The organism is Streptomyces sp. UW30 (assembly GCF_008042075.1).
Lineage (GTDB): Bacteria > Actinomycetota > Actinomycetes > Streptomycetales > Streptomycetaceae > Streptomyces.
In genome coordinates, this window is the sequence record NZ_RDBN01000038.1 from 37,302 (window position 1) to 62,535 (window position 25,234).

The 25,234-nt window shown below is 71.3% G+C and carries 26 protein-coding genes and 1 pseudogene; 19 read left to right on the top strand and 8 right to left on the bottom strand.

Annotation, left to right across the window (positions count from 1 at the left end; translation table 11 throughout):
• Positions 1-694: 694 nt before the first annotated feature.
• The 5 genes from EAO75_RS29295 to EAO75_RS29315 are packed head-to-tail and all read left to right on the top strand — an operon-like array spanning position 695 to position 4,739.
• Positions 695-880: a hypothetical protein gene (locus EAO75_RS29295; protein WP_187284627.1), complete on the top strand. Its 186-nt coding sequence runs from the start codon at positions 695-697 to the stop codon at positions 878-880.
• A 22-nt stretch (positions 881-902) separates the two neighbouring features.
• Positions 903-1,613, top strand: a complete 711-nt coding sequence (locus EAO75_RS29300; protein ID WP_147998158.1) for a hypothetical protein — start codon at positions 903-905, stop codon at positions 1,611-1,613.
• Entirely contained in the window at positions 1,610-2,629 is a 1,020-nt protein-coding gene (locus EAO75_RS29305; protein WP_261989472.1) for a DUF6895 family protein, read from the top strand. The genes EAO75_RS29300 and EAO75_RS29305 overlap by 4 nt, the downstream gene beginning before the upstream one ends.
• The gene (locus EAO75_RS29310) at positions 2,626-3,546 is read left to right on the top strand and encodes a DUF6895 family protein (RefSeq protein WP_147998159.1); all 921 of its coding nucleotides are present in this window, start codon (positions 2,626-2,628) and stop codon (positions 3,544-3,546) included. Before EAO75_RS29305 ends, EAO75_RS29310 begins: the two co-directional genes overlap by 4 nt.
• A complete protein-coding gene (locus EAO75_RS29315) occupies positions 3,543-4,739 on the top strand; it encodes a serine hydrolase domain-containing protein (protein WP_261989473.1) in 1,197 nt (398 codons plus the stop codon). The genes EAO75_RS29310 and EAO75_RS29315 overlap by 4 nt, the downstream gene beginning before the upstream one ends.
• Before the next feature lie 77 nt (positions 4,740-4,816).
• Here the strand turns inward: EAO75_RS29315 and EAO75_RS29320 are convergent, their stop codons facing one another.
• The gene (locus EAO75_RS29320; protein WP_147998160.1) at positions 4,817-6,190 is read right to left on the bottom strand and encodes an alpha-lytic protease prodomain-containing protein; all 1,374 of its coding nucleotides are present in this window, start codon (positions 6,188-6,190) and stop codon (positions 4,817-4,819) included.
• Positions 6,191-6,390: 200 nt separating this feature from the next.
• Between EAO75_RS29320 and EAO75_RS29325 the strand changes: the two genes are divergently transcribed.
• From EAO75_RS29325 to EAO75_RS29340, 4 genes are all read left to right on the top strand, one after another.
• Positions 6,391-6,840, top strand: coding sequence for a Fur family transcriptional regulator (locus tag EAO75_RS29325; protein ID WP_147998161.1), 450 nt, complete (start codon positions 6,391-6,393; stop codon positions 6,838-6,840).
• Positions 6,841-6,864: 24 nt separating this feature from the next.
• Positions 6,865-9,078 carry a catalase/peroxidase HPI gene (gene katG / locus EAO75_RS29330; protein ID WP_147998162.1) on the top strand — a complete coding sequence of 738 codons (2,214 nt, stop codon included), beginning with the start codon at positions 6,865-6,867 and terminating at the stop codon, positions 9,076-9,078.
• A 227-nt stretch (positions 9,079-9,305) separates the two neighbouring features.
• Positions 9,306-10,412 (top strand): NAD(P)/FAD-dependent oxidoreductase, encoded by a 1,107-nt coding sequence (locus EAO75_RS29335; protein ID WP_147998163.1) that lies wholly within the window; start codon positions 9,306-9,308, stop codon positions 10,410-10,412.
• Positions 10,413-10,509: 97 nt separating this feature from the next.
• The gene (locus tag EAO75_RS29340; protein ID WP_147998164.1) at positions 10,510-11,289 is read left to right on the top strand and encodes an SDR family NAD(P)-dependent oxidoreductase; all 780 of its coding nucleotides are present in this window, start codon (positions 10,510-10,512) and stop codon (positions 11,287-11,289) included.
• 15 nt (positions 11,290-11,304) lie between these two features.
• Here the strand turns inward: EAO75_RS29340 and EAO75_RS29345 are convergent, their stop codons facing one another.
• Together EAO75_RS29345 and EAO75_RS29350 are read right to left on the bottom strand one after the other, a co-directional pair.
• Entirely contained in the window at positions 11,305-11,877 is a 573-nt protein-coding gene (locus EAO75_RS29345) for a GNAT family N-acetyltransferase (RefSeq protein WP_147998165.1), read from the bottom strand.
• Positions 11,878-11,938: 61 nt separating this feature from the next.
• Positions 11,939-12,592: a phosphoribosyltransferase gene (locus tag EAO75_RS29350; protein WP_147998166.1), complete on the bottom strand. Its 654-nt coding sequence runs from the start codon at positions 12,590-12,592 to the stop codon at positions 11,939-11,941.
• Between the two features lie 153 nt (positions 12,593-12,745).
• Between EAO75_RS29350 and EAO75_RS29355 the strand changes: the two genes are divergently transcribed.
• The 3 genes from EAO75_RS29355 to EAO75_RS29365 all read left to right on the top strand — a co-directional run bounded on the left by EAO75_RS29355 (position 12,746) and on the right by EAO75_RS29365 (position 14,154).
• Positions 12,746-12,985, top strand: a complete 240-nt coding sequence (locus EAO75_RS29355; RefSeq protein ID WP_147998167.1) for a hypothetical protein — start codon at positions 12,746-12,748, stop codon at positions 12,983-12,985.
• 103 nt (positions 12,986-13,088) lie between these two features.
• Positions 13,089-13,421, top strand: coding sequence for a hypothetical protein (locus tag EAO75_RS29360; RefSeq protein WP_147998168.1), 333 nt, complete (start codon positions 13,089-13,091; stop codon positions 13,419-13,421).
• 91 nt (positions 13,422-13,512) lie between these two features.
• Complete coding sequence (locus EAO75_RS29365) at positions 13,513-14,154, top strand: phosphoribosyltransferase (protein ID WP_147998169.1); 642 nt, start codon at positions 13,513-13,515, stop codon at positions 14,152-14,154.
• A gap of 3 nt (positions 14,155-14,157) precedes the next feature.
• On the opposite strand, the gene EAO75_RS29370 is transcribed toward EAO75_RS29365, so the two are convergent.
• Positions 14,158-15,276 carry a CapA family protein gene (locus EAO75_RS29370; RefSeq protein WP_147998170.1) on the bottom strand — a complete coding sequence of 373 codons (1,119 nt, stop codon included), beginning with the start codon at positions 15,274-15,276 and terminating at the stop codon, positions 14,158-14,160.
• Positions 15,277-15,352: 76 nt separating this feature from the next.
• Positions 15,353-15,808 (bottom strand): archease, encoded by a 456-nt coding sequence (locus EAO75_RS29375; RefSeq protein WP_147998171.1) that lies wholly within the window; start codon positions 15,806-15,808, stop codon positions 15,353-15,355.
• 98 nt (positions 15,809-15,906) lie between these two features.
• Here EAO75_RS29375 and EAO75_RS29380 point away from each other — a divergent pair, with 98 nt between their 5' ends.
• The 3 genes from EAO75_RS29380 (at position 15,907) to EAO75_RS29390 (ending at position 19,216) form a co-directional block, all read left to right on the top strand.
• Complete coding sequence (locus EAO75_RS29380; protein WP_147998172.1) at positions 15,907-16,359, top strand: TIGR03668 family PPOX class F420-dependent oxidoreductase; 453 nt, start codon at positions 15,907-15,909, stop codon at positions 16,357-16,359.
• 153 nt (positions 16,360-16,512) lie between these two features.
• A complete protein-coding gene (locus EAO75_RS29385; protein ID WP_147998173.1) occupies positions 16,513-17,850 on the top strand; it encodes a gluconate:H+ symporter in 1,338 nt (445 codons plus the stop codon).
• Between the two features lie 37 nt (positions 17,851-17,887).
• Positions 17,888-19,216 (top strand): enolase C-terminal domain-like protein, encoded by a 1,329-nt coding sequence (locus EAO75_RS29390; RefSeq protein ID WP_147998174.1) that lies wholly within the window; start codon positions 17,888-17,890, stop codon positions 19,214-19,216.
• A gap of 15 nt (positions 19,217-19,231) precedes the next feature.
• On the opposite strand, the gene EAO75_RS29395 is transcribed toward EAO75_RS29390, so the two are convergent.
• Both EAO75_RS29395 and EAO75_RS29400 read right to left on the bottom strand, forming a co-directional pair.
• A complete protein-coding gene (locus EAO75_RS29395; protein WP_147998175.1) occupies positions 19,232-20,044 on the bottom strand; it encodes an amidohydrolase family protein in 813 nt (270 codons plus the stop codon).
• 23 nt (positions 20,045-20,067) lie between these two features.
• A complete protein-coding gene (locus tag EAO75_RS29400; protein WP_147998176.1) occupies positions 20,068-20,514 on the bottom strand; it encodes a PaaI family thioesterase in 447 nt (148 codons plus the stop codon).
• Between the two features lie 70 nt (positions 20,515-20,584).
• Here EAO75_RS29400 and EAO75_RS29405 point away from each other — a divergent pair, with 70 nt between their 5' ends.
• From EAO75_RS29405 to EAO75_RS47695, 4 genes and pseudogenes are all read left to right on the top strand, one after another.
• Positions 20,585-21,013 (top strand): MarR family winged helix-turn-helix transcriptional regulator, encoded by a 429-nt coding sequence (locus tag EAO75_RS29405; protein ID WP_147998177.1) that lies wholly within the window; start codon positions 20,585-20,587, stop codon positions 21,011-21,013.
• Between the two features lie 46 nt (positions 21,014-21,059).
• Complete coding sequence (locus EAO75_RS29410; RefSeq protein WP_147998178.1) at positions 21,060-21,527, top strand: SRPBCC domain-containing protein; 468 nt, start codon at positions 21,060-21,062, stop codon at positions 21,525-21,527.
• A gap of 110 nt (positions 21,528-21,637) precedes the next feature.
• Positions 21,638-22,530 (top strand): annotated as a pseudogene (gene ppk2 / locus EAO75_RS29415) (polyphosphate kinase 2).
• A gap of 104 nt (positions 22,531-22,634) precedes the next feature.
• Positions 22,635-22,766: a hypothetical protein gene (locus EAO75_RS47695; protein WP_261989474.1), complete on the top strand. Its 132-nt coding sequence runs from the start codon at positions 22,635-22,637 to the stop codon at positions 22,764-22,766.
• 67 nt (positions 22,767-22,833) lie between these two features.
• Here EAO75_RS47695 and EAO75_RS29420 read toward each other — a convergent pair whose 3' ends face one another.
• The gene (locus EAO75_RS29420; RefSeq protein ID WP_147998179.1) at positions 22,834-25,095 is read right to left on the bottom strand and encodes an MMPL family transporter; all 2,262 of its coding nucleotides are present in this window, start codon (positions 25,093-25,095) and stop codon (positions 22,834-22,836) included.
• Between the last annotated feature and the right edge of the window lie 139 nt (positions 25,096-25,234).

Here is a 25,234-nt window from a genome sequence, read left to right on the forward strand (position 1 = left end):
GACCAGGTGGGGGGCGGTGGGGGGTCGGTCGGCGAGCCGCGGACGGTTTCGCATGCACACCTCTCGTCAGATGACAGCCGGTGACCTGCTCTTCCTTCGAATCGGAGATTAGCGAGCCACAGACCCCCATTACAGGTTTACCCGGGGATCCCTGAGCTTTTTTTGAGGTTACCGAGGAATCAACACGCGTTGATAAGCGAGCGGCACCGGCAGGGGCGCGTTGGTTGAATCCCGCTGCGGCCTCTCGGCCGTTCCCTGCCCGCCAACCGGCCTGATCAGATCGTGCACTTGGATCTGAGCCAGCCACCGCCGAGCCATCTGCGAGAAACTGGCCGGTAACTCGGGTGAACAGTTGATTCCCGTTCAGTGGGCCGCAGTTGGGCATCATCTGTACCCAGCGGAGTAAAAACGAATCCAACCGGCTCGCTGATTGATCCTGACAGCCATTCAGTTGACTTGGATTACAATTCCCGGGCCCATACGCGAACGCCGTGCCCGCGCCGCCTGCCGAACCCTGCCGGGGCGCCGCAAGGGCCTCGTCCCCCTGGTACGCCCTCCGTTGGGAGTCCCGCGTCCCACGTCCTGAATGTTGAACAAGTGACGTATTGCACCGTGTGCGAAAAGATGCGCGCTTTGTGACCGTGTGGTGCTCTTGGTTGTGGAGGCTATGGCTGACCCCAGAGGAGATGGTGATATGCCTTCCATCAACAAGGCGATCGAGGAAACGACCGAAGTGCGGACCGACCTCGAAGCGGCACTCGACCCGCCCGAACCCGACGGCGTGTACCGCGACAGCCGCGAGTGCGCAGCGCTGGCGCTGCTCTCCGCGGACACCAAGCTGCTGCTGTCCCCGCCGACCCCTCGCCCGAAGAAGGGCTAGCGGAACCGACGGGAGCATCTGAATGGAGCAGGCAGGCACTTCCGCCCTCTTGCAGGGCGCGGTGCAGGACCTTGCGTCCGACGTGGTCTCCGCCCTTCGGGGCGGAGACCACGTGCGCATGTCCGGCACGGGGGCGATGAGCGATGTAGAGGGGGGCCTGGCCCTTGCGGCCGTGCGCGTGGTGGGAGCGGATCTGCTGCTGCCACACACCCTCTTCCCGACTCCACCCGTCCCGGAGGCACTTGAGGTGTTCCGCCGGACGGTGGAGGCCTTCCCGCCGCGCCCCGACGCGGCACCCACCGTCCTGTGGAGCCACTGGGCCATGCGCCGCACGCTGCGGCGGCTCGACCCACCCCTGACCGGCGCACCCGCCGGCGAGGAGGACACGGAACCCGACGCCGGCTGGCTCGACGAGGCGTCCTGGCAACTGCTGACCCACCAACTCGCGGTCCTGGCCCCCCTCGCCGTACGCGGCGAGGACTGCGCCGTGGCCCGTGTGGCCCGGGGGCGTCCGGTCGACGTGGCCCGTGGCTTCGTACGGGCGGTGCGCCGCAGGGACTGGCAACAGGCGGCCGGAGCGGGCCGCTGGCTGACCCTGCTCGACGGGGTGCCGGACACGCTCGGTCTCGAAACCGGTCTGGACTTCGTGGAGTTGATGGGCGGCGCCGATCCCCGGGTGGCCCTCCAGGTACAGGCGGCACGGGTGATGCGGGCCGCCGGAGCGCTCGTATGACCACGACCGCCATGGGCGTCAGGGAGATCCGCGAGGTGGGCGCCGCCGCGTTCGCCTGGTTGTCCGCGCACCGCGGCGACTTCGCCCTGGACGAGGACGCGTTCACCGAGGACGGCCACGTCGACGTCACCTGGAAGCCGCTCGGGGAACTGGCCCAGACCTGCCAGAGCGTACGGTCGCACCTGCCGCCGTCGGACCCGCTGCACGGGTGCGCGTCGGACCTGCTGCGGTTCGCCTGGCAGCAGACCGGCCGGGGCGAACTCTTCCTCCGCCTCCAGCGGTTGGAGCCCTTCGCGACCTACCCCCTGGAGGTCTACTCCGTGTTCGCCSCGGCCGGGCTGCGGCACCCCGGGTACGAGGCCGCCGCCGCGACGACGGCCCGCACCCGGGGCTGGCGACTCACCGAACAGGAACCCACCCGCAGGCTCGGCGTGTTGAAGGCCGAACGGCGCAGCGGCATCGACCGGCCGGACGAGTCCGCGCAGGTGCTGCGGCGCACCTGGCTGGGCGGACTGCCGGAACCCTGGACGTTCGAGCGCTCCTCGGGGTACGCGCTCACCCACGTCGTCTTCCACCTCACCGACTGGGGACGCACCCCCGGGGGCGTCCCCGCGGACCTCGCCGCCTACCTGGCCCACTGGCTGCCGTCCTGGCTCGACACCTGCCTGGACGCCGGGATGTGGGACCTGAGCTGCGAACTGCTGGTCGTGGCCGCGAGCCTGCCGGAACCCCCCGACCTCCCGACCTTCCAGGCCGCCTGGACCCGGATCACGCGGGCGCAGCACGACTGCGGCGCGCTGCCGCAGGAGGACCCCGGGGGCGAGGGCGCGGCGGGTCCGGAGCCGGACTTCCTGCACTGCTACCACTCCACCCTGATGGCCGCCTTCGCGGCGGCGCAGACCGTCAAGCGCCTCACCGGCAAGGGCGACGACGACATCGACGCGGGCGGTGACGGTCACCGATCGCGCGCGGGCCGTACGCAGACCCGCCACGGCGCACAAGGAGTGCCCGGATGACCGACACCCGTCTGATGCACACCGTCGGCGTGCGCGCCCTGGAGTGGCTGTGGGCCCACCGCGACGGATTCCGCCTGGAGCCCGACGTCGATCCCGAGGTGGGCTTCCTGGAACGCTTCAAGCCCGTCGGTGAACTCGCCCTGATCTGCCGGGTGCTGTTCCGCGAGGGCGTCGCGGGATCCCGGCAGGCCGACCTGGCACGCCGGCTCCTGGACCACACCTGGCGCAACACCCTGGACGGCGGTCGGATGCTGGCACGCGGCCAGCGCATCGAGCCGATGTCACCGATCCCCTTCGAGGTGTACCTCCCCTACAAGGAACTCGGCTACAGCGAGCCCGAGGTGGAGCGCGCCACCGTCCTCTACCACCGGCTCGAAAGCTGGTCGGCCCTCGAACTCGACCCGACCCGGCGCCTGGGACTGGCCGCGTKCCAGCGCCGCTTCGGCCTCACGCCCCGCCCGCCCGAGGCGGCCCTCGTCGCTCCGACCTGGCTGGCCCGCACGCCCGAACCCTGGACGGTCAGCGGGCACATCGCCTACGACGTCACCCACACGGTGTTCCACCTCACCGACTGGGGCGCGCATCCCGAGGCCCTGCCGCCGGACATCGCCGACTACCTCGCCACCTGGCTGCCGGTCTGGATCGACGACTGGCTGGACCTGAAGCGCTGGGACCTGCTCGGCGAACTCCTCGTCGTCGACGCCTGCCTGCCGCGCCCCACCCTGGACGAGCGCGCCTGGGAGGGCTTCGCCGCCGCACAGCAGCCCGACGGCGCCATGCCCGCCGTACGGACGATGCCGGAGGGCGAGCCGGACGAGCTGTTCGACATCGTCTACCACCCCACCCTGGTCGCCGCGTTCGCCTCGGTGCTGGCCACCTCCCGAGCCCTCACCGAACTGACCCACGCCACGCCATGACGCTCCGTCTCGCGCCCTGGCCGGGCATCGGCGACGACGAGCAGCGGGCTGCCGAGGATCAGGCCCCTCCGGCGGGTCGCACCCTCCAGGGCGGCGCCCACGGAAGCGGCGAGCCCCACCCGCCGCGCACCGGCGACCCGCTGGGCAACGCCCGGCCGGACCAGCCCCCTTCGGGCGTCATCGTCGGCCGCGACGACGACACCCTGCGGGAGCGGCTCGCGCGTGCCGTCGACGCCGTCGACGCACCCGACGTCGTCTTCGCCGTCTCCCGGTTCGGCCGGCGCACCCTGTACTGCGGCGGCACCGCCCCGCACCCTCCCGTTCCGCGACAGGACCTGCGGTACGAGATCGGCTCCGCCTCGAAGACGTTCACCGGACTGCTGCTGGCCCAGCTCATCCAGCGGGGAGTGCTGACCGGCGGCGAGCCGGCCGCCGCCCTGCTCGACCCGGACCGCCGGGCCGACGCGGCCCCGGTGACACTCGCGCACCTCATCACCCACACGGCCGGCCTGCCCACCCTGCCCGGCGACTTCTACCCCCGCGCGCTGCCCGCCTGGCGCACCAACCCCTACGGCCGCTACCCGGCCGAGCGGGTGACCGAGGCCTTCCTGCGCCACCGCCCACGGCATCGCCCCGGCACCCGGTGGCAGTACTCCAACTTCGGCGTCGCCGTACTCGGCCACGCGCTCGCCACCGCGTCCGGCACGGCATGGGAGGCACTGCTCGGCGCGCACGTACTGCGTCCGCTCGGGCTGAGCGGCAACGTCCTGCGGGCGCAGGACACCAAGACCGACGCCCTCGGGCACGGCAAGGACGGACGCACACCCACCCTCCCCTTCGACGCCGGAGGATTCGAGGCGGCCGGTGCCGTCCGCGCGACACCGCACGACCTGCTCACGTTCCTGGAGGCCCACCTCGACCCGGCCGGCCCGCTCGCCGGAGCCCTGCGGGCGGTCCGCACGCCCGTACTGCGACGCGGCCTCGGGCGCCGGCACGTGCACACGATGGCGTGGTTCCGGCACCCCACGGACGGCGGACCGATGTACTTCCACAGCGGCGCGACCCTCGGCCAGCAGGCCTTCCTGGGCTTTCGGCCCGACACGGGCACCGCCCTGGCCGCGCTGTGCACCCGCCGCTTCCGCGCCCGCGACGCCTTCATCGCGACCGCGTACGCGTTCCTGGCGGACGAGTGACGGGGCGAGCCCCGCGGAGCGGCTTACGGTGCGGGGCCCGCGCCCCGCACCGTGAGCCGTACGACTCCTGCGTCCGCCTACATCCGCTGCCACAGGGCCGGGGTGGCGCCCGGCGACCACTTGCCCTGCGCCTGGTGGCTCTGCAGGCACTGGTAACGCACGCCCGCGTGGGTCACCGTGCTGCCGGCCTCGTAGACGCGGCCCGCGGCCCATGTGGTGGCCGTCCCGTTGTCCTGCGGTGCGGGGGAGCCGGCCTGTGCGGCAGCGGTCTTCAGGACGAGGCCGAAGTCGCTGAGGATCGGGTTGATCGGCTGGTAGAAGGTGGTCCCGCCGTCCGTGCAGTCACCCGACCCGCCGGAGGTCACGCCCTGTGCCTGGGAGCCGGAGATGTACGGGCCGCCGGAGTCACCAGGCTCGGCGCACACGGTCGTCTCGGTGACGCCGTCCACGGTGCCCTCGGAGTAGCTGACACTCGTGTCGTGCTGCTCGATCGTGCCGCAGTGCCAGCCGGTGGTGGAGCCGGAGCGGCAGATCGACGCGCCGACGAGCGCCTGGACCGAGCCGGTGACCTGCGTGCGCTGGCCGCCCTCGCCCTCCACGTCGGCCGTGGCGGTCCAGGTGTTGTTGGTGGACACCCAGGACATGTCCTTGCCGGGGAAGGTGGAGGCCTGGAAAGTGCCCTGCGCGGCCATGTTGGACCCGGTGGTCGAGTCTTTGGCGTTGCCGCAGTGGCCCGCCGAGGCGAAGCCCTGCTGGGTGTCCTTGGTGATGGAGAACCCAATGGAGCAGCGGGCGGAGCCCTCGATGTAATAGGCGTCGCCGCCGATGAGGTCCGCCAGCGGCCGCGGCCGCTGCGCCGACACGCGGACGGTCACGCCCTGGTCCTGGACGCCGGCCGTCTTGATGAACGCGGTGGCGGCCGACTCCTTGACCGCCTGGACGACCACGCGGTTGGTCGGCACGTCGACGTACCAGACCGGTGTGTCGCGCGTGTTGGCGCTGGTCGCCGCCTTGTCCAGCTTGTCCTTGACGGCCTGGAGCTCGGCCAGCGGATGCTTGACGACGATGGCCTTCGCGCCCTGCGCCTGAATGGCGGACACGTCATTGGAGTGCGTGGTCGCGACGGCGAGCTCGGCGGAGGTCGCGCCCCGCAGCCAGGCGCCCGCGAAGCGCTTGCCCAGCGAGTTGCGCAGGCGTCCCGCACGGACCCCCGCCTCCGCCTCGTTGACCAGCCGCTCGGCCGCCTGCCCCGGCTTCAGCTTCAGGTCACGCTCCATGGCACGCACCACCGCGGCCGGCGGCCGGTCGGCACCGAGCGTCTGCGCGGCCGTGGACGCGGGCGCCGGCGGAGGCGGCGCCGCCGTGGCGGCCGTGGTGACGCCGGTGAGGGCGAGGGCGCCGAGAGCGGTCAGGGCGGCGCGGCGACCGGCCGCCGTATGTCTGCGGAGCATGCGAGGTACCTCCATCGAGTAACCGTGGGATTCCGACCAGATGGAGGCCTTGACACAAAGACATGAGTCAATGTCAGAAAAGATGATTTTTCGCGCTTTGGGGGGCTCCGTTGGCCGCCCTGTACTCCAGCGGAAGGATCACCAGAGTTTCATCATTCGTTTTCTTGAATCGTTCGTGTTTACGGAGGTAGGTTGTCCACATGACCGCATCCCAGACTCCGACCCCCGCCGAGGAGCTCCGCGGTGCCGGCCTGAGGGTGACGGCGGCGCGCGTCGCGCTGATCGAGGCCGTCCGGGCTGGTGACCATCTCGGTGTCGAGGCCATCGCCTCCGGGGTGCGTGATCGCGTAGGTCATGTCTCCCTTCAAGCCGTGTACGAGGGCCTTCACGCGCTCACCGCGGCGGGACTCATACGTCGTATCGAGCCGGCCGGCAGCCCCGCCCGGTTCGAGGGGCGGGTCGGCGACAACCACCACCACATCGTGTGCCGTTCGTGCGGTGTCGTCGCAGACGTCGACTGCGAGGTCGGCGAGGCGCCCTGCCTGACCGCGTCCGACGACCACGGCTTCTCCATCGACGAGGCCGAGGTCATCTACTGGGGCCTGTGCCCCGACTGTTCCACCGCCAACAGTGCACCCCGAGCACTGTGATCCACCTAGTTCGGAAGGTTTCCCATGGCTGAGAACCCCGATGCGATCGTCACTGACGCGAAGGATGAGGGCACCGGTGGCTGCCCCGTCGCGCACGGTCGCGCCGCGCACCCGACGCAGGGCGGCGGCAACCGTCAGTGGTGGCCGGAGCGGCTCAACCTGAAGATCCTCGCCAAGGACCCGGTCGTCGCGAACCCGCTCGGCGCCGACTTCGACTACGCCGAGGCGTTCCAGGCCCTCGACCTGGCGGCAGTGAAACGCGACATCGCCGAGGTGCTGACCACCTCGCAGGACTGGTGGCCCGCCGACTTCGGCAACTACGGCCCGCTGATGATCCGGATGGCCTGGCACAGCGCCGGCACCTACCGCATCAGCGACGGCCGCGGCGGTGGCGGCCGCGGTCAGCAGCGCTTCGCCCCGCTGAACAGCTGGCCGGACAACGGCAACCTGGACAAGGCCCGCCGTCTGCTGTGGCCGGTCAAGAAGAAGTACGGCCAGTCCATCTCCTGGGCCGACCTCATGATCCTCACCGGCAATGTCGCCCTGGAGACGATGGGCTTCGAGACCTTCGGCTTCGGCGGCGGCCGCGCCGACGTCTGGGAGGCCGACGAGGACGTGTACTGGGGTCCCGAGACCACCTGGCTCGACGACCAGCGCTACTCCGGCGACCGTGAGCTGGAGAACCCGCTCGGCGCCGTCCAGATGGGCCTCATCTACGTCAACCCCGAGGGCCCGAACGGCAACCCGGACCCGATCGCCGCGGCCCGCGACATCCGCGAGACGTTCCGCCGCATGGCGATGAACGACGAGGAGACCGTCGCCCTCATCGCCGGTGGTCACACCTTCGGCAAGACCCACGGCGCCGGCCCCGCGGAGAGTGTCGGCGACGACCCCGAGGCCGCCGCCATGGAGCAGCAGGGCCTGGGCTGGAAGTCCACCTACGGCACCGGCAAGGGCGGCGACGCCATCACCTCCGGTCTCGAGGTCACCTGGACCACCAAGCCCACCCAGTGGAGCAACGACTTCTTCGACATCCTCTTCGGCTACGAGTGGGAGCTGACCCAGTCCCCGGCCGGCGCCAACCAGTGGGTGGCCAAGGACGCCGCGGAGATCATCCCCGACGCGCACGACGCGTCGAAGAAGAAGCTCCCGACGATGCTCACCACCGACCTGTCGCTGCGCTTCGACCCGATCTACGGCCCGATCTCGCGCCGCTTCCACGAGAACCCGGCCGAGTTCGCGGACGCCTTCGCCCGCGCCTGGTACAAGCTGACCCACCGTGACCTGGGCCCGAAGTCCCTGTACCTCGGCCCGGAGGTCCCGGCGGAGACCCTGCTGTGGCAGGACCCGCTGCCCGCGGCCGAGGGCGAGGCCATCGACGCCGCCGACGTGACGGCGCTCAAGGCCAAGATCCTCGACTCCGGTCTGACCGTCCCGCAGCTGGTCAAGGCCGCGTGGGCGTCCGCCGCCACGCACCGCGCCAGCGACAAGCGCGGCGGTGCCAACGGCGGCCGCATCCGCCTGGAGCCGCAGCGCGGCTGGGAGGTCAACGACCCGGACGAGCTCGCGCAGGTCCTGCGCACCCTGGAGAACATCCAGGGCGAGTTCAACTCCGGCGCCAAGAAGGTCTCCCTGGCCGACCTGATCGTCCTCGGTGGCTCCGCCGCCGTCGAGAAGGCCGCGGGGGACGCCGGTGTCGCCGTCGAGGTGCCGTTCGCCGCGGGCCGTGTCGACGCGACCGAGGAGCACACCGACCCCGAGTCGTTCGCGGCGCTGGAGCCGTCGTACGACGGGTTCCGCAACTACCTCGGCAAGGGCAACCGCCTGCCGGCCGAGTACCTGCTGCTGGACCGCGCCAACCTGCTCGCGCTGAGCGCCCCCGAGATGACCGCCCTGGTCGGCGGTCTGCGCGTCCTGGGTGCCAACCAGAACGGGTCCAAGCACGGCGTTCTCACCGAGACGCCGGGCAAGCTGACCAACGACTTCTTCGTCAACCTGCTCGACCTGGGCACGACCTGGAAGTCCACCTCCGGGGACCAGACCACGTTCGAGGGCCGCGACGCCTCCGGCGAGGTCAAGTGGACCGGCACCCGTGCCGACCTCGTCTTCGGCTCCAACTCCGAGCTGCGCGCCCTCGCCGAGGTCTACGCGAGCGACGACGCGAAGGAGAAGTTCGTCAAGGACTTCGTCGAGGCGTGGGTCAAGGTCATGAACCTGGACCGGTTCGACCTCGTCTGATCCGTCCGCAGTAAGACGTCCAGGCAGGCCCGCAGGGGTCGGCCTGGACGTTTTTCTTTTGCCTACCGGTGCCTCACGGCTCCCACCTTTCACAGAACGCACACCGAGCCCCATCAATTATTTATGTTTCAAGCGATAGTGTCGCGGAAACAGGGGAGCGGCCAAGGGCGGCCCACCTGCCGCGCCACTCGCTCCTGCATACCCCCCACCTGCACAGGAGACTCGGCGTGCTCGACGGCGACGTAGTGGTGATCGGCGGCGGCTATGCCGGTGTCCGTCTGGCAAAGCGACTCGACACGACCGCGAGGGTCACGCTGGTGGACCGCAAGGAGGTCTTCTTCCACCGCATCGCCTCCCTGCGCGCCGGAGTACGGCCGGACTGGTCGCACAGCCCCTTCATCCCCTACGACCGGCTGCTGCGCAACGGCCGCGTGGCCGTGGGCAAGGCGGTCCGCATCGACACCACCGAGCGACAGGTGGTCCTCGGCACGGGCGAGCGGCTCCCGTACGACGTCCTGGTGATCGCCACCGGCGCCGACTACCCCGAGCCGGCCCGCTTCAGCGGCACCACCACCGAGGAGGCGGTGAAGTCCTTCGTCACCCACCAGCAGCACATCGCGACGGCCGAGCACGTCCTGGTCGTCGGCGGCGGCCCCTCCGGCGTCGAGCTCAGCGCCGAGATACGCCTCGCCCGGCCGGACGCCCAGGTCACGCTCGCGCACTCCGGGCCGGAGCTGCTGCACTCCACGGGGAGCGCGCGGGCCGGGCGCAAGGCACGGGAGTGGCTTCAGTCCCATGGTGTCGAGGTGCGGCTGGACGCCTTCATGTCCCCCGGCAACGACTTCGGCACCTACCGCGACGCCCGCGGCAACATCGTCGAGGCCGACCGCTCCTTCTGGGCGACCGGCACCACACCCAACACGCTCTGGCTACGGCTGGCCGGCCACGGGGACTGGCTGAACGGCACGGGGCACGTCAAGGTCGACGAGGCGCTGCGCCTGCGCGGGTGGCTGGAGGTGTTCGCGGTCGGTGACGTGAACGACGCGACCGACCTCAAGATCACCCCCGCCGCGCTCGCCCAGGCCGACCTGGCTGCCCACAACATCCGCGCCTACCTCCACAGCGCCGGCAAGCACCGCAAGCAGCCCCGCTTCTACCGGCCGATCCACCGCACCCCGCTCATCGTCCCGTTCGGCCCGGCCGACGGCGTGACGGTCCTGCCCGTACCGGGCGGCGAGACGGCGGTCCTCGGCAGCCGCACCACGACCGTGGCCAAGGCGAAGAACCTCATGACGCCCTACATGCGGCGCCAGCTCGGCTACACCGCCGCGTGACCCGTCCCGCTCAGGGATCCCCGTTCCCCAGTGCTCGGCGCGCGAGCACGTACACCCCTCGCATCGGCGCCGTCAACGCTCCGCCTAGGGTGCGGACATGACCTCGCAGGCATATCTCTCCGAACTGTTCTCGCTGGAAGGCCGGGTCGCCGTGGTGACCGGTGGCAGTTCCGGCATCGGCCGCGGCATCACCGAGGCTCTCGCGCGGGCGGGCGCGAGTGTCGTGGTCGTCGCGCGCAGGAAGGCCGAGCTGGCCACGACGGTCGGCGAGCTGGAGGAGCACGGCTGCCGGGCTGCCTGGGTGAGCGCGGACCTGAGTACACGCGACGGCGTGCGCGCCGCCGCCGAGGAGGCGGTCGAGGCGTTCGGGGAGCCCGACATCCTCGTCAACTGCGCCGGCATCAACCTGCGGCCGCCGATGAGCGAGCTCGGCGAGGACGTCTGGGACACCACGATGGCCCTGAACCTGGACGCGCCCCATCTGCTGGGGCAGCGGTTCGGGCCCGGCATGGCGGAGCGGGGCTTCGGGCGGATCATCCACATCACCTCCCAGCAGGCGCACCGGGCGTTCGTCCACAGCGGCGCCTACGGCGTCTCCAAGGGGGCGCTGGAATCCCTGGCCCGCTCCCAGGCTGAGGCGTGGTCGCCCCACGGTGTCACCTGCAACACGCTCGTGCCCGGATTCGTCATGACGCCGCTCAACACCCGCCTGTCGTCCGACCCGGAGAAGGTGGCGGCCCTGGCCGCGCGCACCATGGTCGGGCGCAACGGGCTCGCGGAGGACTTCGCCGGTGCGGCCGTGTTCCTCGCGAGCCGCGCCTCCGGCTATGTCACCGGGCAGTCGATCTTCGTCGACGGCGGGTTCTCCGTGCACTGAGCCTGGCGCGGCCCGTCAGCGCAGGTCCAGCCGCATCAGGATCCGGGGATGACCGGCCAGCACCGAGGTCGTGTCGGCGACGTGGACGAACCCCGCCCGCTCGAAGTTCCCGCGAATCCCGGCGTACGCCATGGTCAGGTCGACCCGGGCGTCGCCGTTGTCGAGCGGGTACGCCTCGATCACCGGAGCGCCCCGGTCGCGGGCGAACTCGACCGCTCCGGCGATCAGGGCGTGGCTGATCCCCTGCTTGCGATGGCCCGGGCGGACCCGGATGCACCACAGCGACCACACCGGCAGGTCGTCGACGTGCGGGATCTTGCGGTTGCGGGCGAATGATGTGGCCGAGCGCGGTGCCACCGCGGCCCAGCCGACCGGTTCGTCACCGTCGTAGGCGAGCACCCCCGGAGGGGGATCGGCGCGGCACAGCTCGGCGACGTACTCACCCCGGGCCGGTCCGCGCAGCTCGTTGTTCAGCTTCGAGGGGATCCGGTAGCTCAGACACCAGCAGACGTTCGCCCCGGGCGACTTCGGGCCCACCACCGCACGGACGTCCTCGAAGACCGATGCCGGGCGGACTTCTATGGCCATGGCACCACGATGTCACGGCGTCCTTTCCGGTGCGGGGTGATCGGCGAGCGGACAGGCCGCGTCACGCCGTCGCGTGGAACGCGTGCAGCATCCGCGCGGCCTCGGTGTCGGAGACCTGACCGAAGTCCTCGTACCACTCGCCGACCACGTGCAGGGTGCGCGGCTGTTCCAGGCACACGAGGTCGTCGCACTCGGGGCGGATGGAGGCGATGGTCCGCGGGCTGCCGACGGGGACCGCCAGGACCAGCCGCGCCGGGCCGTGGCGACGCAGGAAGCGCAGCGCCGCCCTGGTGGTCAGGCCGGTGGCCAGACCGTCGTCGACGAGGACGACGGTGCGGCCGTCGACGGACGGGAGCGGGCGGCGGCCGCGAAAGACGTACTCAAGACGGTGCAGCTCGTTGCGTTCAGCCACGACGACGTCGCCGAGCCGGTCCTCGGACAGGTGCATCATCGCCAGGCTCCGCCGGTCGTACAGCGGGGGATCGTCCGCGACGACCGCGCCGATCGCCGTCTCCGGCCGGATCGGCGTGCTGATCTCGCGGGCGGCCAGCACGTCCAGCGGGGCACCCAGCGCACGGGCCACCTCCGCGGCGACGGGCACGCCGCCCGGCGGCAGGGCCAGCACGAGCACATCGACCGGATCGCCGGAGCCGGCCCACTCGACCAGCCGCAGGGCCAGCTCCTGTCCGGCGTGGGTACGGTCGCGGAATGGCATGGCAGTCCTCCCTCCGGGACGGCGCAGCGGCCGAGTGCCCGGCGGGCGCCCGGCGAAACGGAGCACCCCCCGTCGCCGCCGGTCGAGACACACGTGCCACCGGGGCCGGTACGCCGGGCTGCGTTCGGGCCGTGCAGAGCGCATGGTGGTGACATGAGCACGCGTCCCCCCGTGGTGGTGGAGCCGCCGGCGCCGGACGGCGGGCGTCAGGTGACGATCCGTGGCGAGCCGACGGGCACCGCCTACAGCCTGTTCGACGTCATGGACCTGGTGCACCGCGCCGGCCTGCCCGGCGAGGACCGGGCCGTCGACGACCCCGAGCTGATCGAGTGGCGCGGCGGCGGACCGTACGACTGGAACAGCCCGGGCCCGTCCGACAGGGCGAAGGGGTGACGGGCGGGCCCCACCCTGGTAAGTCCGAGGTTCCCCGAGAAGAGCCGCCGCCGTTCACTTATGGCGGCAAGTCCGAACGGACCACTACTTCACGGGGACCCACATGAACCGCAGGAAGAGCATCGTCGCGGCCGGCCTGACCACCACTCTGTCCGCCCTGGCCCTCACCCTCGGCGGCCTGGCCGCCCCCGCGCAGGCGGCGGGCACTGTCGACTGCGACGGCTGGGTGCACAACAACAACCCGGACCACGGCATCGCCGGCTGCCAGAACAACACCGACCGCACCATCACCTTCCGCGCCGAGGTCGTCTGCGGCTGGGCGCCGGACGTCTCCGGCCAGTGGGTGACGCTGGCGCCGGGCCAGTACGGCGAGTCCTCGGGCGTCTGCGCGATCTACAGCTCGGGCGTCGGCAGCGTCGGCTGGAGCATCCAGTAGCGGCCTGTCGGCCATGAGGTGACGGGCGGCTTCGGTGGGGTGTCCGATACCGGTGCGCGGGGTACGCGGCGACGGACGGAAGGGGAGACCCATGCGGTTCCGTGACCGCGCGGAGGCCGGGCGGGAGCTGGCGGAGCAGCTGCGCATCCGGCAGGACAAGGGCGACCTTCCGCATCCCGTCGTCCTCGCCCTGCCACGCGGCGGCGTCGCGGTCGCCCGGGAGATCGCCCGGGCGCTTCAGGCCCCACTGGACGTGCTCGTCGTACGCAAGATCGGGGCGCCGTTCCACGAGGAGTTCGGGGTCGGCGCGCTCGCCGGCGAGGACCCGCCTCTCTTCGACGAGCAGACCCTGTACCGGCTGGGGCTGAGCGAGGCCGACCTGGCGCCGGTCGTGGAGCGGGAGCGGGGGGAGCTGCGGCGACGCGAGGAGCGCTACCGGCAGGGCCGCCCGGCGCCACAACTGGGCGGCCGTACCGCGGTCGTCGTCGACGACGGGGTGGCGACCGGCTCCACGGCACGCGTCGCACTGCGCGCCGTACGCAACCACTCACCCGAGCGGCTGGTCCTCGCCGTACCCGTCTGCGCTCCGGAGGCGGCCGAGGAACTGCGCCGGGAGGTGGACGACTTCGTCTGCCTGCACGAGCCGCGGCTGTTCAGCGCGGTCGGCGAGTGGTACGAGGACTTCGGCCAGCTCACCGACGCCGATGTGCTGGAGGCCCTGCGGGGCGAGTGAGCCTCACCGCAGGATGGCGGGCTTGGTGAGGGCGAGCGCGCCGTCCGGGCCCTGGGTGACATGGACGCCGTAGCCGTTGCGGTCGAGGGTCGTGCGCAGCCAGCCGCGGTCCTCCTGCGGTGCCGGCTCCAGCCGCATCCGGCGGGCCAGCAGGGGTTCCATGCGCAGGTCGGCGMGCTCGCCCGTGTCCGCCGTCAGCGTCACGAAGTAGGCGATGCGGAGGTCGTCGCGGTACTGCTCGTAGCCGGGGATGCCCTCGTAGTCGTCGATGAAGTCGCCGCAGCCGTGCAGGATCAGCCGGTCCCGGTAGACCTCGACGGCACGCGGGTGGTGCGAGGAGTGGCCGTGGACGACGTCGGCGCCGCCGTCCACCAGGGCGTGTGCGAAGCGGCGCTGTTCGCGGGGCACGAGGTAGCCCCAGTTGGAGCCCCAGTGCACGGACACGACCGCGAGGTCGCCGGGCCGCTTCACCCGCCGTATGCGCCGCACCGCCGCGGCGGCCGTGGCCGGCGTCAGCTCGGGCACGTAGGCGACACCGGGCAGGTCCTGAGTCGCCGCCCATCCCGCCGGGATGCCGCTGTCGGCGACGCCCAGGGCGAAGACGAGCACCCGGCCGCCCTGGGGGAGCGGCAGAGCCACGGGCGCGTACGCCTCCTCGGCGCCACGCCCCGCGCCCGCCGTCCGCAGACCCGCGCCGTGCAGCACGTCGAGCGTCTCCTTCAGGCCGGCGCGGCCGAAGTCGGCCACATGGTTGTTGGCCAGGACGCAGACGTCGGGCCGGGCCACCGTGAGGGCGGGCAGGTTGGCCGGATGCATGCGGTAGTGGACCGCCTTGCCGGGCTCGAACGCGTCACTGCGCGTCACGGACGTCTCCAGGTTGACGATCCGCACGTCCGGGCCGTTCGCCTCCAGCAGCCGCAGCGCCTCGCCCCACGGCCAGGACGGATCGACGGGCGCAGGGATCGGTCCGCTCACCGACTCCGCCATGCTCACGTAGGCGCGGGCGTCCGTGACGTACCCCTCCCGCAGCACCGGGTCGCCGGGCCGGGCCAGGATCTGGTCGACACCGCGTCCGAGCATCACGTCGCCGCAGACGAACAGCGTCACCTTGCCGCCGCTCATGCCTCCACGGTACGAGCCCTCGTGCCGTACCGAGCGCCGGGCCCCTACGGATGCGCCACCCGCCGGCCCGTACGCCTCACACGTCCACCGTCACCGCGCAGGACCACCCGTACGGATCCGGACCGATCCGCATCCCGTGCCAGGAGACGCCCTTGGGACTGGCGCCGGTGACCTCCACGTCGGCCAGGTCGGCGAGGGCGAGCCGCACGTCGATGTCGCCCTCCGTGGCGTCGGCCTCCAGATCGACCGGCACCCGGCCGTCCACGTCGAGCCGCAGGACGACCTCGTCGAGGAGCGCGGTCAGCAGCCCCTCGTCGCTGTCCTCGGCGAGCCGCACCCGCTCCACCGAGGTGGGCCGTACCGTGGTGACGTCGGCGAAGCACTCCACCATCCCCAGCGCGGCTTCCACCAGACACCGCTCGCGACTCACCCCCCACGCCTCGATCCGTACGTCGGCCGTGTGCGGCACGGCCCGATGGCCGCTCTCGCCGAGCCGCCGCGCCTGGATGTCATCGTCCGTGTCGCCGACCATCGGCACCACCTGATCCGCGAGTCGTCCCCGAGGACTGCTACACGGACAGGAGTACCCGGGACGGGACACGGCGTACCGCCGAGGCCGAAGGAGCCGACATGCCGGACATGGAGCAGGACGAAGCACGCCGACGGTTCGCCGCGGCACCCGTCGTACGGCTGGCGACGGTCGACCCAGAAGGCCGGCCGCATCTGGTGCCGGTCGTGTTCGCGTCGCACGGCGACGAGATCGTGACCGCCGTGGACGCCAAGCCGAAGCGGTCGAAGGGGCTCAAGCGGCTGCACAACATCGCCGTGCGCCCGGCCGTCTGCCTGCTGGCGGACGAGTACGACGCCGACTGGGACCGGCTGTGGTGGGTCAGGGCGGACGGCGGCGCCCGGATCCTGCAGCCCGACGCGGCGGAGCAGGCCGCGCGCGCCGAGTACGCCGAGGCCGTGGAGCTGCTGCGGCAGAAGTACCCCCAGTACCGGCAGGAGCCCCCGGACGGGGCCGTGATCGTGATCACCGTCCTGCACTGGAGCGGCTGGCGGGCGGTGCCGGGCGGCGAGTGAGCGCACGGGCTCGGTAATCCACAGTCGCAGACCCATTGACCTTGACCATCCACGAACATAATCTCCGTCCTCATATGTAGACGACGTCTTCATGTGAGGACCCCATTCAGTGGGGTGAACGTAAGCGGCCGGCGTTCAAAGGAGAACTGACATATGCCGCTCGTGGTGGTCGGGATCAGCGTCCTGGTCCTGCTCGTCCTGATGACCAGGCTCAAACTGAACGGCTTCGCGGCCCTGCTCCTGGTGGCGGTCGGCGTCGCCCTGGTCCAGGGCATCGAACTGGAGAAGATCCCGGACGTCCTCGCCGAGGGCATCGGCGGCCAGATCGGCGACACGATGCTCACCATCGGGCTCGGCGCCATGGTCGGCCGGGTGCTGGGCGACTCCGGCGCCGCCCAGCGAATAGCCGGCCGGCTCCTCGACCTGTGCGGGCCACGCTGGGTGCAGGTCGCCATGGTGCTCACGGCCATGCTCATCGGCGTGACGATGTTCTACGAGGTGGCCTTCGTCATCATCGTCCCCGTAGCGTTCACCCTCGTCCGGGTCACCCGGGCGAACCTGCTGTGGGTGGGGCTGCCCATGTCGATCGCCCTGTCCACCATGCACAGCTTCCTGCCGCCCCACCCCGGCCCCACCGCGGTGGCCGCCACCTTCCACGCGTCCGTCGGACTCACCCTGTTCTACGGCCTGTTCATCGCCGTGCCCGTCGGCGCGTTCATAGCCCTGCTGTGGCCGCGCCTGCCGTTCGTGCGGGCCATGAACCCCACCATCCCCAAGGGACTGGTCAGCGAGCGGGTCTTCGAGGACGACGAGATGCCCGGCATGGGCTGGTCGCTGTCCGTCGCCCTGCTGCCCGTCGTACTGATCGCCGGGGCGGCCGTGGCGGACCTGGCCGGGGCCGACGACAGCGGCCCGATGCACTTCGTGGCCTTCATCGGCTCCGCCCCGATCGCCCTGCTGCTCACCCTGCTCGTGGCGATCTGGGCGTTCGGTCCGCGCATCGGCCGCAGCCTCGCCGAGGTCAGCGCCTCGTGCAAGGAGGCCGCCCAGGCGATGGCGATGATCCTGCTCGTGATCGGCGCGGGCGGGGCGTTCAAGAACGTCCTCGTGGAGGGCGGGATATCCGACTACATCAAGGACGCCACCGACGGCTGGTCCATCTCCCCGATCATCCTGGCCTGGCTGATCGCGGCCATCCTGCGCGTGGCCCTCGGCTCCGCGACCGTCGCCGTCGTCACCGCCTCCGGCGTGGCGCTGCCCCTGCTCGCGGGCAGCGGCGTCCACCCCGAGGTGATGGTGCTCGCCGTCTCCTGCGGCTCGATCGCCCTCTCCCACGTCAACGACCCGGGCTTTTGGATGTTCAAGGAGTACTTCAACCTGTCCGTCCTCGACGCCATCAAGGCGCGCACCACGTACACGACGGTCCTCGCGATCCTCGGCCTCGGTGGCGTACTGGTCCTGGAGCAGGTCCTCGACGCCCTGAAGGTCTGACCCACCGCCCACCCTCACGAGAACGGCACCTCCCGCCATGAGCCAACCCGTCGTCACCCGCTTCTCCGTGTATCCGGTCGCCGGCCGGGACTCCATGCTCCTCAACCTCTCCGGGGCGCACGCCCCTTACTTCACCCGCAACGTCGTCGTCCTGGAGGACTCCGAGGGCCGTACGGGTCTCGGCGAGGTACCCGGCGGGGAGCAGATCACGCGGACCCTGCGGGACGCCGAACCCCTGGTCGTCGGCGCCCGAGTGGGCGACTACAAGAACGTCCTGCGCTCGATCGGGGCCACCTTCGCCGATCGTGACGCGGGCGGACGCGGCGCGCAGACCTTCGACCTGCGCACGACGGTGCACGCGGTCACCGCCGTCGAGTCCGCGCTGCTCGACCTGCTCGGGCAGCACCTGGAGGTGCCGGTCGCCGCCCTGCTGGGCGACGGCAAGCAGCGCGACGCCGTACGGGTGCTCGGCTACCTCTTCTACGTCGGCGACCCCGACCGCACCGACCTGGACTACGTCCGGGCACCCGACGCGGCCGTCGAGTGGTACCGCGTCCGGCACGAGGAGGCGCTGACCCCCGAGGCGATCGTCCGCCAGGCCGAGGCGACCTACGACCACTACGGCTTCCGTGACTTCAAGCTCAAGGGCGGCGTCCTGCCGGGCGCCGAGGAGGTCAAGGCCGTACGGGCACTCAAGGACCGCTTCCCCGAGGCGCGGATCACCCTCGATCCCAACGGCGCCTGGTCGCTGCGCGAGGCCGTCGAACTGTGCCGCCCCCTGCTCGGCACCCTCGCCTACGCCGAGGACCCCTGTGGGGCGGAGGGCGGCTACTCGGGCCGGGAGATCCTCGCGGAGTTCCGCCGGGCCACCGGCCTGCCCACGGCGACCAACATGATCGCCACGGACTGGCGTCAGCTGACCCACGCCCTCGCCCTGCAGTCGGTGTCCATCCCGCTCGCCGACCCGCACTTCTGGACCATGCAGGGCTCGGTACGGGTCGCCCAGCTGTGCAACGCCATGGGGCTGACCTGGGGCTGCCACTCCAACAACCACTTCGACATCTCCCTGGCGATGATGGCCCACTGCGGAGCCGCCGCCCCCGGCGAGTACAACGCCCTGGACACGCACTGGATCTGGCAGGAGGGGCTGGAGCGGCTCACCGTCGAGCCGCCGAGGATCACCGGCGGGGAGGTTGCCGTACCGGACACGCCCGGACTCGGGATCCGGCTGGACATGGACCGGCTCCTCGCGGCGCACGAGCTGTACCGCGACAACGCGCTGTCGGGCCGGGACGACGCCGTGGGCATGCGGTATCTGATCGAGGGCTGGACCTTCGACGCGAAGCGACCGTGTCTCGTGCGCTGAGTGCCGACTGCGGGCTCAAAGGGCGAAGACGCGGCGGGCGTTGCCGTGCAGGAACAGCTCCCGCGTCTCCTCGTCCAGGTCGAGCGCGTCCAGGTGCTCCAGGGCCCGAACCGGCGTGATCATGGGGTAGTTGGAGCCGAACAGCACCTTGCGACGGCCCCGGCCGCGCAGATACTCCACCAGCTCCGGCGGATATCGGCGCACGGTATATGCGCTGGTGTCGATGAAGACGTTCTCGTGCTTGTCGGCGACCGCGATCATCTCCGTCGTCCACGGGTAGCCGATGTGCCCGCACACGATCGTCAGCTCGGGGAAGTCCAGCGCCACCTGGTCGATGTACGGGATGGGCCGCCCGGTCTCCGACGGCCGCAGCGGGCCGGTGTGCCCGACCTGCGTGCAGAACGGCACACCGAGGTCGACGCAGGCCGCGTACAGCGGGTAGTACAGCCGGTCGGTGGGCGCCAGCCCCCACAGCCACGGCACCACGCGCAGCGCCACGAAGCCGAGCTCCTCGACGGCGCGCCGAATCTCCCGCACCGCCGCCATGGGCCGGGCGAGATCGGCGCCGGCGACCCCGCGCAGCCGCCCGCCGGACTGTTCGACGAAGGCGGCCACCTCGTCGTTGTCGATCAGCGGGCCCTGCGGGCCGTACCAGGCGGACGCGAGGCCGATCTCCACGTCCGCAGCCTCAAGCGCCGCCACCGTGACCTCGACGGGCAGCGGCTTGTCGAGCCGCTCCATGCCGGTCCAGCGGCGCAGTGACTCGAACATCTCGTGGTTGGCGTGGCGCGGCGTCGGGTGCTGCATCCAGGCGTCGATGACGGGCATGGGCTCGGCCTCTCCGGGAGCGGTCAGGGAGCGTCGTGCCCGGCGCCCCGGGTGGGTTCGGTGATCGCCATGGTGCCCTGGGCCACTGCGCACAGGGTGGAGGTGCCGTCGGCGTGGACCGTCGTCAGGTCGCAGCGGCACACCGCGCGGGTCCGGCCCGCCCGGATCACCCGGGCGTGGGAGCGCAGGGTCTCGCCGAGGGCCGGGCGCAGGAAGTCGATGGTGAAACCGGCGGTCACCAGGCCGACGCCGAGCGCACTGCCCGCGGTGAAGGCCGCCGCGTTCTCGGCCGCGTAGCCGAGGACGCCGCCGTGCACGGAGCCGTTCTGGTTCAGCAGTTCGCCGCGCAGGTCCAGTTCCAGGGTCGCCTCGCCGTCACCGAAGGCCGTCAGTCCGGCACCCAGCAGAACGCTGAAGGGCTGGGCCGCCAGCACCTTGCGGGCGACGGCCAGGTCGAGGGTCCCGGTCACGGCGCGAACACCTCACTTCACTAGTGAAGTGAGCATGGCGCCGCCTCGCGGGGTCTGTCAACATCGGTCCATGTCCGAGCCCGACCAGCGTCTGTACTTCCTGCTCCAGCGCGCGGCGCACCAGCTGCGCACCGCCTCCGACCGGCGCCTGCTGGCCACCGCCGGGATCACCACGGCCCAGCTCGGCGCCCTGTACGCGGTCCGTGACGAGCCGGGCATCACCCAGCAGCGGCTGGCCCACGCCCTGGGGCTGCGCGAATCCGCCGTCACCGGGCTGGTCGGCCGGCTCACCGCGGCCGGTCTGATCGTGAAGCGGGCGCATCCACGTGAACACCGGGCGGTGGTGCTGGAGTTGACCGACGGCGGGGCCGCCGCGCTCGACGCCGCGCAGCCGGAGGTCGACCGCTTCAATGCCGAGGCGCGGGCGCTGCTAGGCGAGGAGGGGTTCACGCGGACGGCCGCGGCGATGCGCACACTGGCGCACTGGGAGTCCCCATGAGGCGAGCCCGGCCGCTGTGCCGTGTCCCCGCCCCTATCGTGAATCCATGTACTCGACGCGAGTCTCCGGGCATGTGAACGCCCCACGCGCCGCCGTCTACCGGGCCCTGCTGGACGCGGACGCCGTCGCGCAGTGGCGCGTGCCGGACGGCATGACCGCGCGGGTGCACGCGTTCGACGGCCGGGAGGGCGGGGCGTTCCGCGTCTCGCTCACCTATGACCTGCCGACCGGCACCGGCAAGTCGGACGCGCAGACCGACACGTACCACGGTCGTTTCGTGCGGCTCGTGGCGGACGAGCAGGTGGTCGAGGAGGTCGAGTTCGAGACCGACGACCCCGCCCTGCGCGGCACGATGACCATGACCACCACCCTCACCGACGCCGCCGGCGGCGGCACGGACGTCACGATCGTGCACGAGGGGATCCCCGACATCGTGCCCGCCGCGGACAACGAGACGGGCACCCGCATGGCCCTGGCCGGCCTCGCCCGGCTCGTCGAGTCCCCGGCCCGGTGACCTTCCGCCGTTACCGCGTGTCGGACATCACCTACCCCTGACCTGGCGGTTACGTGATATTTGCCTGGGGTTGGCCGGGCGTACGAAAGCGCTCGCTTCCATGCGGAAGTATGGACACCGAACTGCTGGCAGGGCTGCGCGTCGACTACACCGACCAGGACGACCCCGTACTGATCCGGCCGGACGGCAGCCTGGTGGACACCTGGCGTGAGAACTACCCGTACGACAAACGCATGGAGCGTCCGGAGTACGAGTGGCACAAGCGGCTCCAGCAGATCGAGTTGCTGAAGCTGCAGAGCTGGATCAAGGAGTCCGGCCGGCGTCTGGTCATCGTGTTCGAGGGCCGGGACGCGGCCGGCAAGGGCGGCACGATCAAGCGCTTCACCGAGCACCTGACCCCCGCGGCGCCCGGGTGGTCGCGCTGGAGAAGCCGACCGAGCGTGAGCGCGGGCAGTGGTACTTCCAGCGGTACGTCGAGCATCTGCCGACCGCCGGCGAGATCGTGCTGTTCGACCGGTCCTGGTACAACCGGGCCGGCGTCGAGCGCGTGATGGACTTCTGCAGCGACGACGAGTACCGGCGCTTCATGCGGCAGGCCCCGGCCTTCGAGCGGATGCTGGTGGACGACGGCGTCGACCTGATCAAGTTCTGGTTCTCGGTGTCCCAGGGCGAACAGCGCACCCGGTTCACCATCCGCCAGGTCGACCCCGTACGGCAGTGGAAGCTCAGCCCCATGGACCTGGCCTCGCTGGACCGCTGGGACGACTACACCGCCGCGAAGGTCGCGATGTTCCGGGAGACGGACACCGAGCACGCTCCCTGGACCGTGGTGAAGAGCAACGACAAGAAGCGGGCCCGCGTCGAGGCCATGCGCAGCGTGCTCGCCCGCTTCGAGTACAACGACAAGGACGAGGAGGTCGTCGGCACCGCCGACCCTCGCATCGTCGGTGCCGCCGCCGGCCTGCTGGAGGCGGGCGAGGACGACTCCGAGCTCGAACGCTGACCGTCGTCCCTGTCCGCCCTGGCGCGCGTTTCGAGTCGTGATCAATTTGCGGGATGTGCCTTCGTGGCACGGTCCGGTCCGATGGACGGTCTTACGTGACGTGAGTGCAACTGACCGATCCGGATGGGGAGTTCATCGAGCCGTACCTGCCGATCGGCCCCGACAGCTACCTCGCCGGTCTCCACCTGCGCGCCTTGATGATCTGGATCAAGGACCTCACCAGGACCGCCCGATGATCACGACTCGATATGCCCCTAGGTGACGCGCTGAGGTGCCGGACGCCAAGGGCGGGCAGGAGTTGAGTCAACGGTCAACCAGCCGTGGACGCGGGGCTTCACCCGTGGATTCCGCGTCGGTGTCGTCGGTGCCGACCGGGCCGCGGGGAAGCAGCCGGTCCAGCCACTTCGGCAGCCACCAGTTGGTCCGGCCGAGGAGTGTCATGGTCGCCGGTACCAGCACCATGCGTACGACCGTGGCGTCGATGAAGATCGCGGTGGCCAGGCCGAGCCCGAACATTTTGGTGGAGGGGTCCTCGGCGACGGCGAAGGACAGGAAGACCGCCACCATGATGAGGGCGGCCGAGGTGATGATCCGGGCGGTGCGCGAGACGCCCTCAACGATCGCCGTGCCGTTGTCGCCGGTGCGCAGGTACTCCTCGCGTACGCGGGAGAGGAGGAACACCTCGTAGTCCATCGACAGGCCGAACAGGATGGCGAAGAGGAACATCGGGATGAACGACACGATCGGAACCGTCGCTTCCAGCCCGATGAGTGCGGCTCCCCAGCCCCACTGGAAGACCGCGACCATGATGCCGTAGGCCGCGCCGATGCTCAGCAGATTCAGCAGTACCGCCTTGAGCGGTACGAGTATCGAGCGGAAGACCAGCATCAGCAGCAGGAACGACATCGCCAGCACGGCGGCGACGAACACCGGCAGGCGTTGGCTGGTGCGTTGGCCCACATCGGACAGGCTCGCGGCGGCGCCGCCGACGTGGGCCCTGGCCGGGCCGTGCCCGATCGCCGTGGGCAGCACGTCGGTGCGCAGCCGGGCGATGGTGTCGGCCGTGGCCTTGTCCTGAGGGCTGGTGGTCGGGAACACCACGAGGGTCGCGATGCCGGTGGCCCGATCGATGTGCGTCGGCGCGACGGATGCGATGCCCGGATCCGCCGCGACCGTGGTGACGAGACGGTCCACCACTCCCGGATCACCGGTGGGGTCCGCGGCGATGACGAGGGGACCGTTGGTGCCCGGGCCGAACCCCTCGGCGACGAGGTCGTAGGCGCGGCGTTCAGTACGGCTCTGCGGCAGGGAGCCGTCGTCGGGCAGGCCGACGCGCAGGCCGAGCACGGGCAGCGTCGCCGTCAGCAGAAGCCCCGCCGCGCCGACCGCGTACGGCACCGGGTGCCGGCTGACGTGCCCGATCCAGCGACGCCACCCGGCGGCGCCTGCCGCCGGGTCCCGCCGCCGTGCGAGTCGGCCCAGCTTCCTGGTCTGCAGAGCCCGGCCGATCCGGCCGATCCGGGCCAGGCGCGGACCCGCCGCGCCGAGGAAGGCCGGCAGCAGCGTCACCGACGCGAGCACCATCGTCAGGACGACGATCGAGACGGCAACCCCGCCCACCGTCATGAACGGCACGTTCGCGACCGCCAGGCCGAGGATCGACACGACGACGGTGCCGCCGGCGAAGACCACCGGCCGCCCCGCCGTTGCCACCGCTCGTCCGGCCGCCTCGTGCGGCTCGAGCCCGCGCGCGAGGTACTCCCGGTGCCTGGCGAGCACGAACAGCGCGTAGTCGATGCCCACTCCGAGCCCGACCATGCTGCCCAGGACAGGGGCGAAGGTCGGGACGTCCGTCACCCCCGCCAGTACCGTCATCGTGGCGACCCCGACGGTCAGCCCGAAGACCGCCATGCCGATCGGCAGCGCGGCGGCGACGAGCGAACCGAACGCCAGGAACAGGATCGCGGCCGCGGCGAGGAGGCCGATCAACTCGCTCACGCCGCCGTCGGGGTCGGAGAAGGCGTAGAAGAGGTTCCCGCCCATCTCGATGCGCAGCGGCAGCTTGGCGCGCAGCCGGTCGCCGAGATCGACGAGGGCGTCGAGGTCTTCGGCCGACAGCCGGCTCTGGTCGGGGTACTGCACCCGGACGACCGCGATCCGCCCGTCGGCCGAGACAAGGCCGCCGCGCACGGCGGTGTCCCCGCCTGCGTCGAGTGCCCCCGCCGGGTCGCTCGTGCCGAGCACGTGCGGCAGCCGCTTCACCTCGGTCTGCAGCCGCGTGAGAGCGGTGCGCGCGCTGTCGTGGTCGAAGAACGTCGCAGCGCCGTCGAGGGGGGTGACGACCACTTGGGCGGTCATCCCCTCCTGGCCGGTGCCGGCCCGCTCGATCAGTTCCGCGGCCCGCTGGGAGTCCAGTCCCGGAGCGGTCATCGAATCCGCATTCCGCCCGCCGAAGGCGATCGCGGCGAGGACGGCGAGCGTGGCGGCGACCAGCCATGCCGCGATCACCCGCCAGGGATGGCGGGCGGAGCTTGCGCCCAGGCGCAACAGGGCTTTCGAGAGCATCGGGTCCTCCAACCACCTCGTCGGCCGTCCTTGTACGGCCGCCGATGCCGAGGCTCGTCGCCACGGCGCTCCGCGGCATCGGCCCGCGGGCCGCGGATCTGTCGGCCTCGGGGCGGAGTGACGACCAGTCCTTTCGGCC

What these genes read in the sequence shown, in the direction of transcription:
- EAO75_RS29420 (WP_147998179.1), bottom strand. Translation starts at nt 25,095, where the DNA reads ATGCTCTCGAAAGCCCTGTTGCGCCTGGGCGCAAGCTCCGCCCGCCAT.
- EAO75_RS29395 (WP_147998175.1), bottom strand. Translation starts at nt 20,044, where the DNA reads ATGCCCGTCATCGACGCCTGGATGCAGCACCCGACGCCGCGCCACGCC.
- EAO75_RS29390 (WP_147998174.1), top strand. Translation starts at nt 17,888, where the DNA reads ATGAGCCAACCCGTCGTCACCCGCTTCTCCGTGTATCCGGTCGCCGGC.
- EAO75_RS29300 (WP_147998158.1), top strand. Translation starts at nt 903, where the DNA reads ATGGAGCAGGCAGGCACTTCCGCCCTCTTGCAGGGCGCGGTGCAGGAC.
- EAO75_RS29345 (WP_147998165.1), bottom strand. Translation starts at nt 11,877, where the DNA reads ATGGCCATAGAAGTCCGCCCGGCATCGGTCTTCGAGGACGTCCGTGCG.
- EAO75_RS29340 (WP_147998164.1), top strand. Translation starts at nt 10,510, where the DNA reads ATGACCTCGCAGGCATATCTCTCCGAACTGTTCTCGCTGGAAGGCCGG.
- EAO75_RS29350 (WP_147998166.1), bottom strand. Translation starts at nt 12,592, where the DNA reads ATGCCATTCCGCGACCGTACCCACGCCGGACAGGAGCTGGCCCTGCGG.
- EAO75_RS29295 (WP_187284627.1), top strand. Translation starts at nt 695, where the DNA reads ATGCCTTCCATCAACAAGGCGATCGAGGAAACGACCGAAGTGCGGACC.
- EAO75_RS29405 (WP_147998177.1), top strand. Translation starts at nt 20,585, where the DNA reads ATGTCCGAGCCCGACCAGCGTCTGTACTTCCTGCTCCAGCGCGCGGCG.
- EAO75_RS29385 (WP_147998173.1), top strand. Translation starts at nt 16,513, where the DNA reads ATGCCGCTCGTGGTGGTCGGGATCAGCGTCCTGGTCCTGCTCGTCCTG.
- EAO75_RS29375 (WP_147998171.1), bottom strand. Translation starts at nt 15,808, where the DNA reads ATGGTCGGCGACACGGACGATGACATCCAGGCGCGGCGGCTCGGCGAG.
- EAO75_RS29320 (WP_147998160.1), bottom strand. Translation starts at nt 6,190, where the DNA reads ATGCTCCGCAGACATACGGCGGCCGGTCGCCGCGCCGCCCTGACCGCT.
- EAO75_RS29380 (WP_147998172.1), top strand. Translation starts at nt 15,907, where the DNA reads ATGCCGGACATGGAGCAGGACGAAGCACGCCGACGGTTCGCCGCGGCA.
- EAO75_RS29360 (WP_147998168.1), top strand. Translation starts at nt 13,089, where the DNA reads ATGAACCGCAGGAAGAGCATCGTCGCGGCCGGCCTGACCACCACTCTG.
- EAO75_RS29410 (WP_147998178.1), top strand. Translation starts at nt 21,060, where the DNA reads ATGTACTCGACGCGAGTCTCCGGGCATGTGAACGCCCCACGCGCCGCC.
- EAO75_RS29365 (WP_147998169.1), top strand. Translation starts at nt 13,513, where the DNA reads ATGCGGTTCCGTGACCGCGCGGAGGCCGGGCGGGAGCTGGCGGAGCAG.
- EAO75_RS29315 (WP_261989473.1), top strand. Translation starts at nt 3,543, where the DNA reads ATGACGCTCCGTCTCGCGCCCTGGCCGGGCATCGGCGACGACGAGCAG.
- EAO75_RS29325 (WP_147998161.1), top strand. Translation starts at nt 6,391, where the DNA reads ATGACCGCATCCCAGACTCCGACCCCCGCCGAGGAGCTCCGCGGTGCC.
- katG (WP_147998162.1), top strand. Translation starts at nt 6,865, where the DNA reads ATGGCTGAGAACCCCGATGCGATCGTCACTGACGCGAAGGATGAGGGC.
- EAO75_RS29355 (WP_147998167.1), top strand. Translation starts at nt 12,746, where the DNA reads ATGAGCACGCGTCCCCCCGTGGTGGTGGAGCCGCCGGCGCCGGACGGC.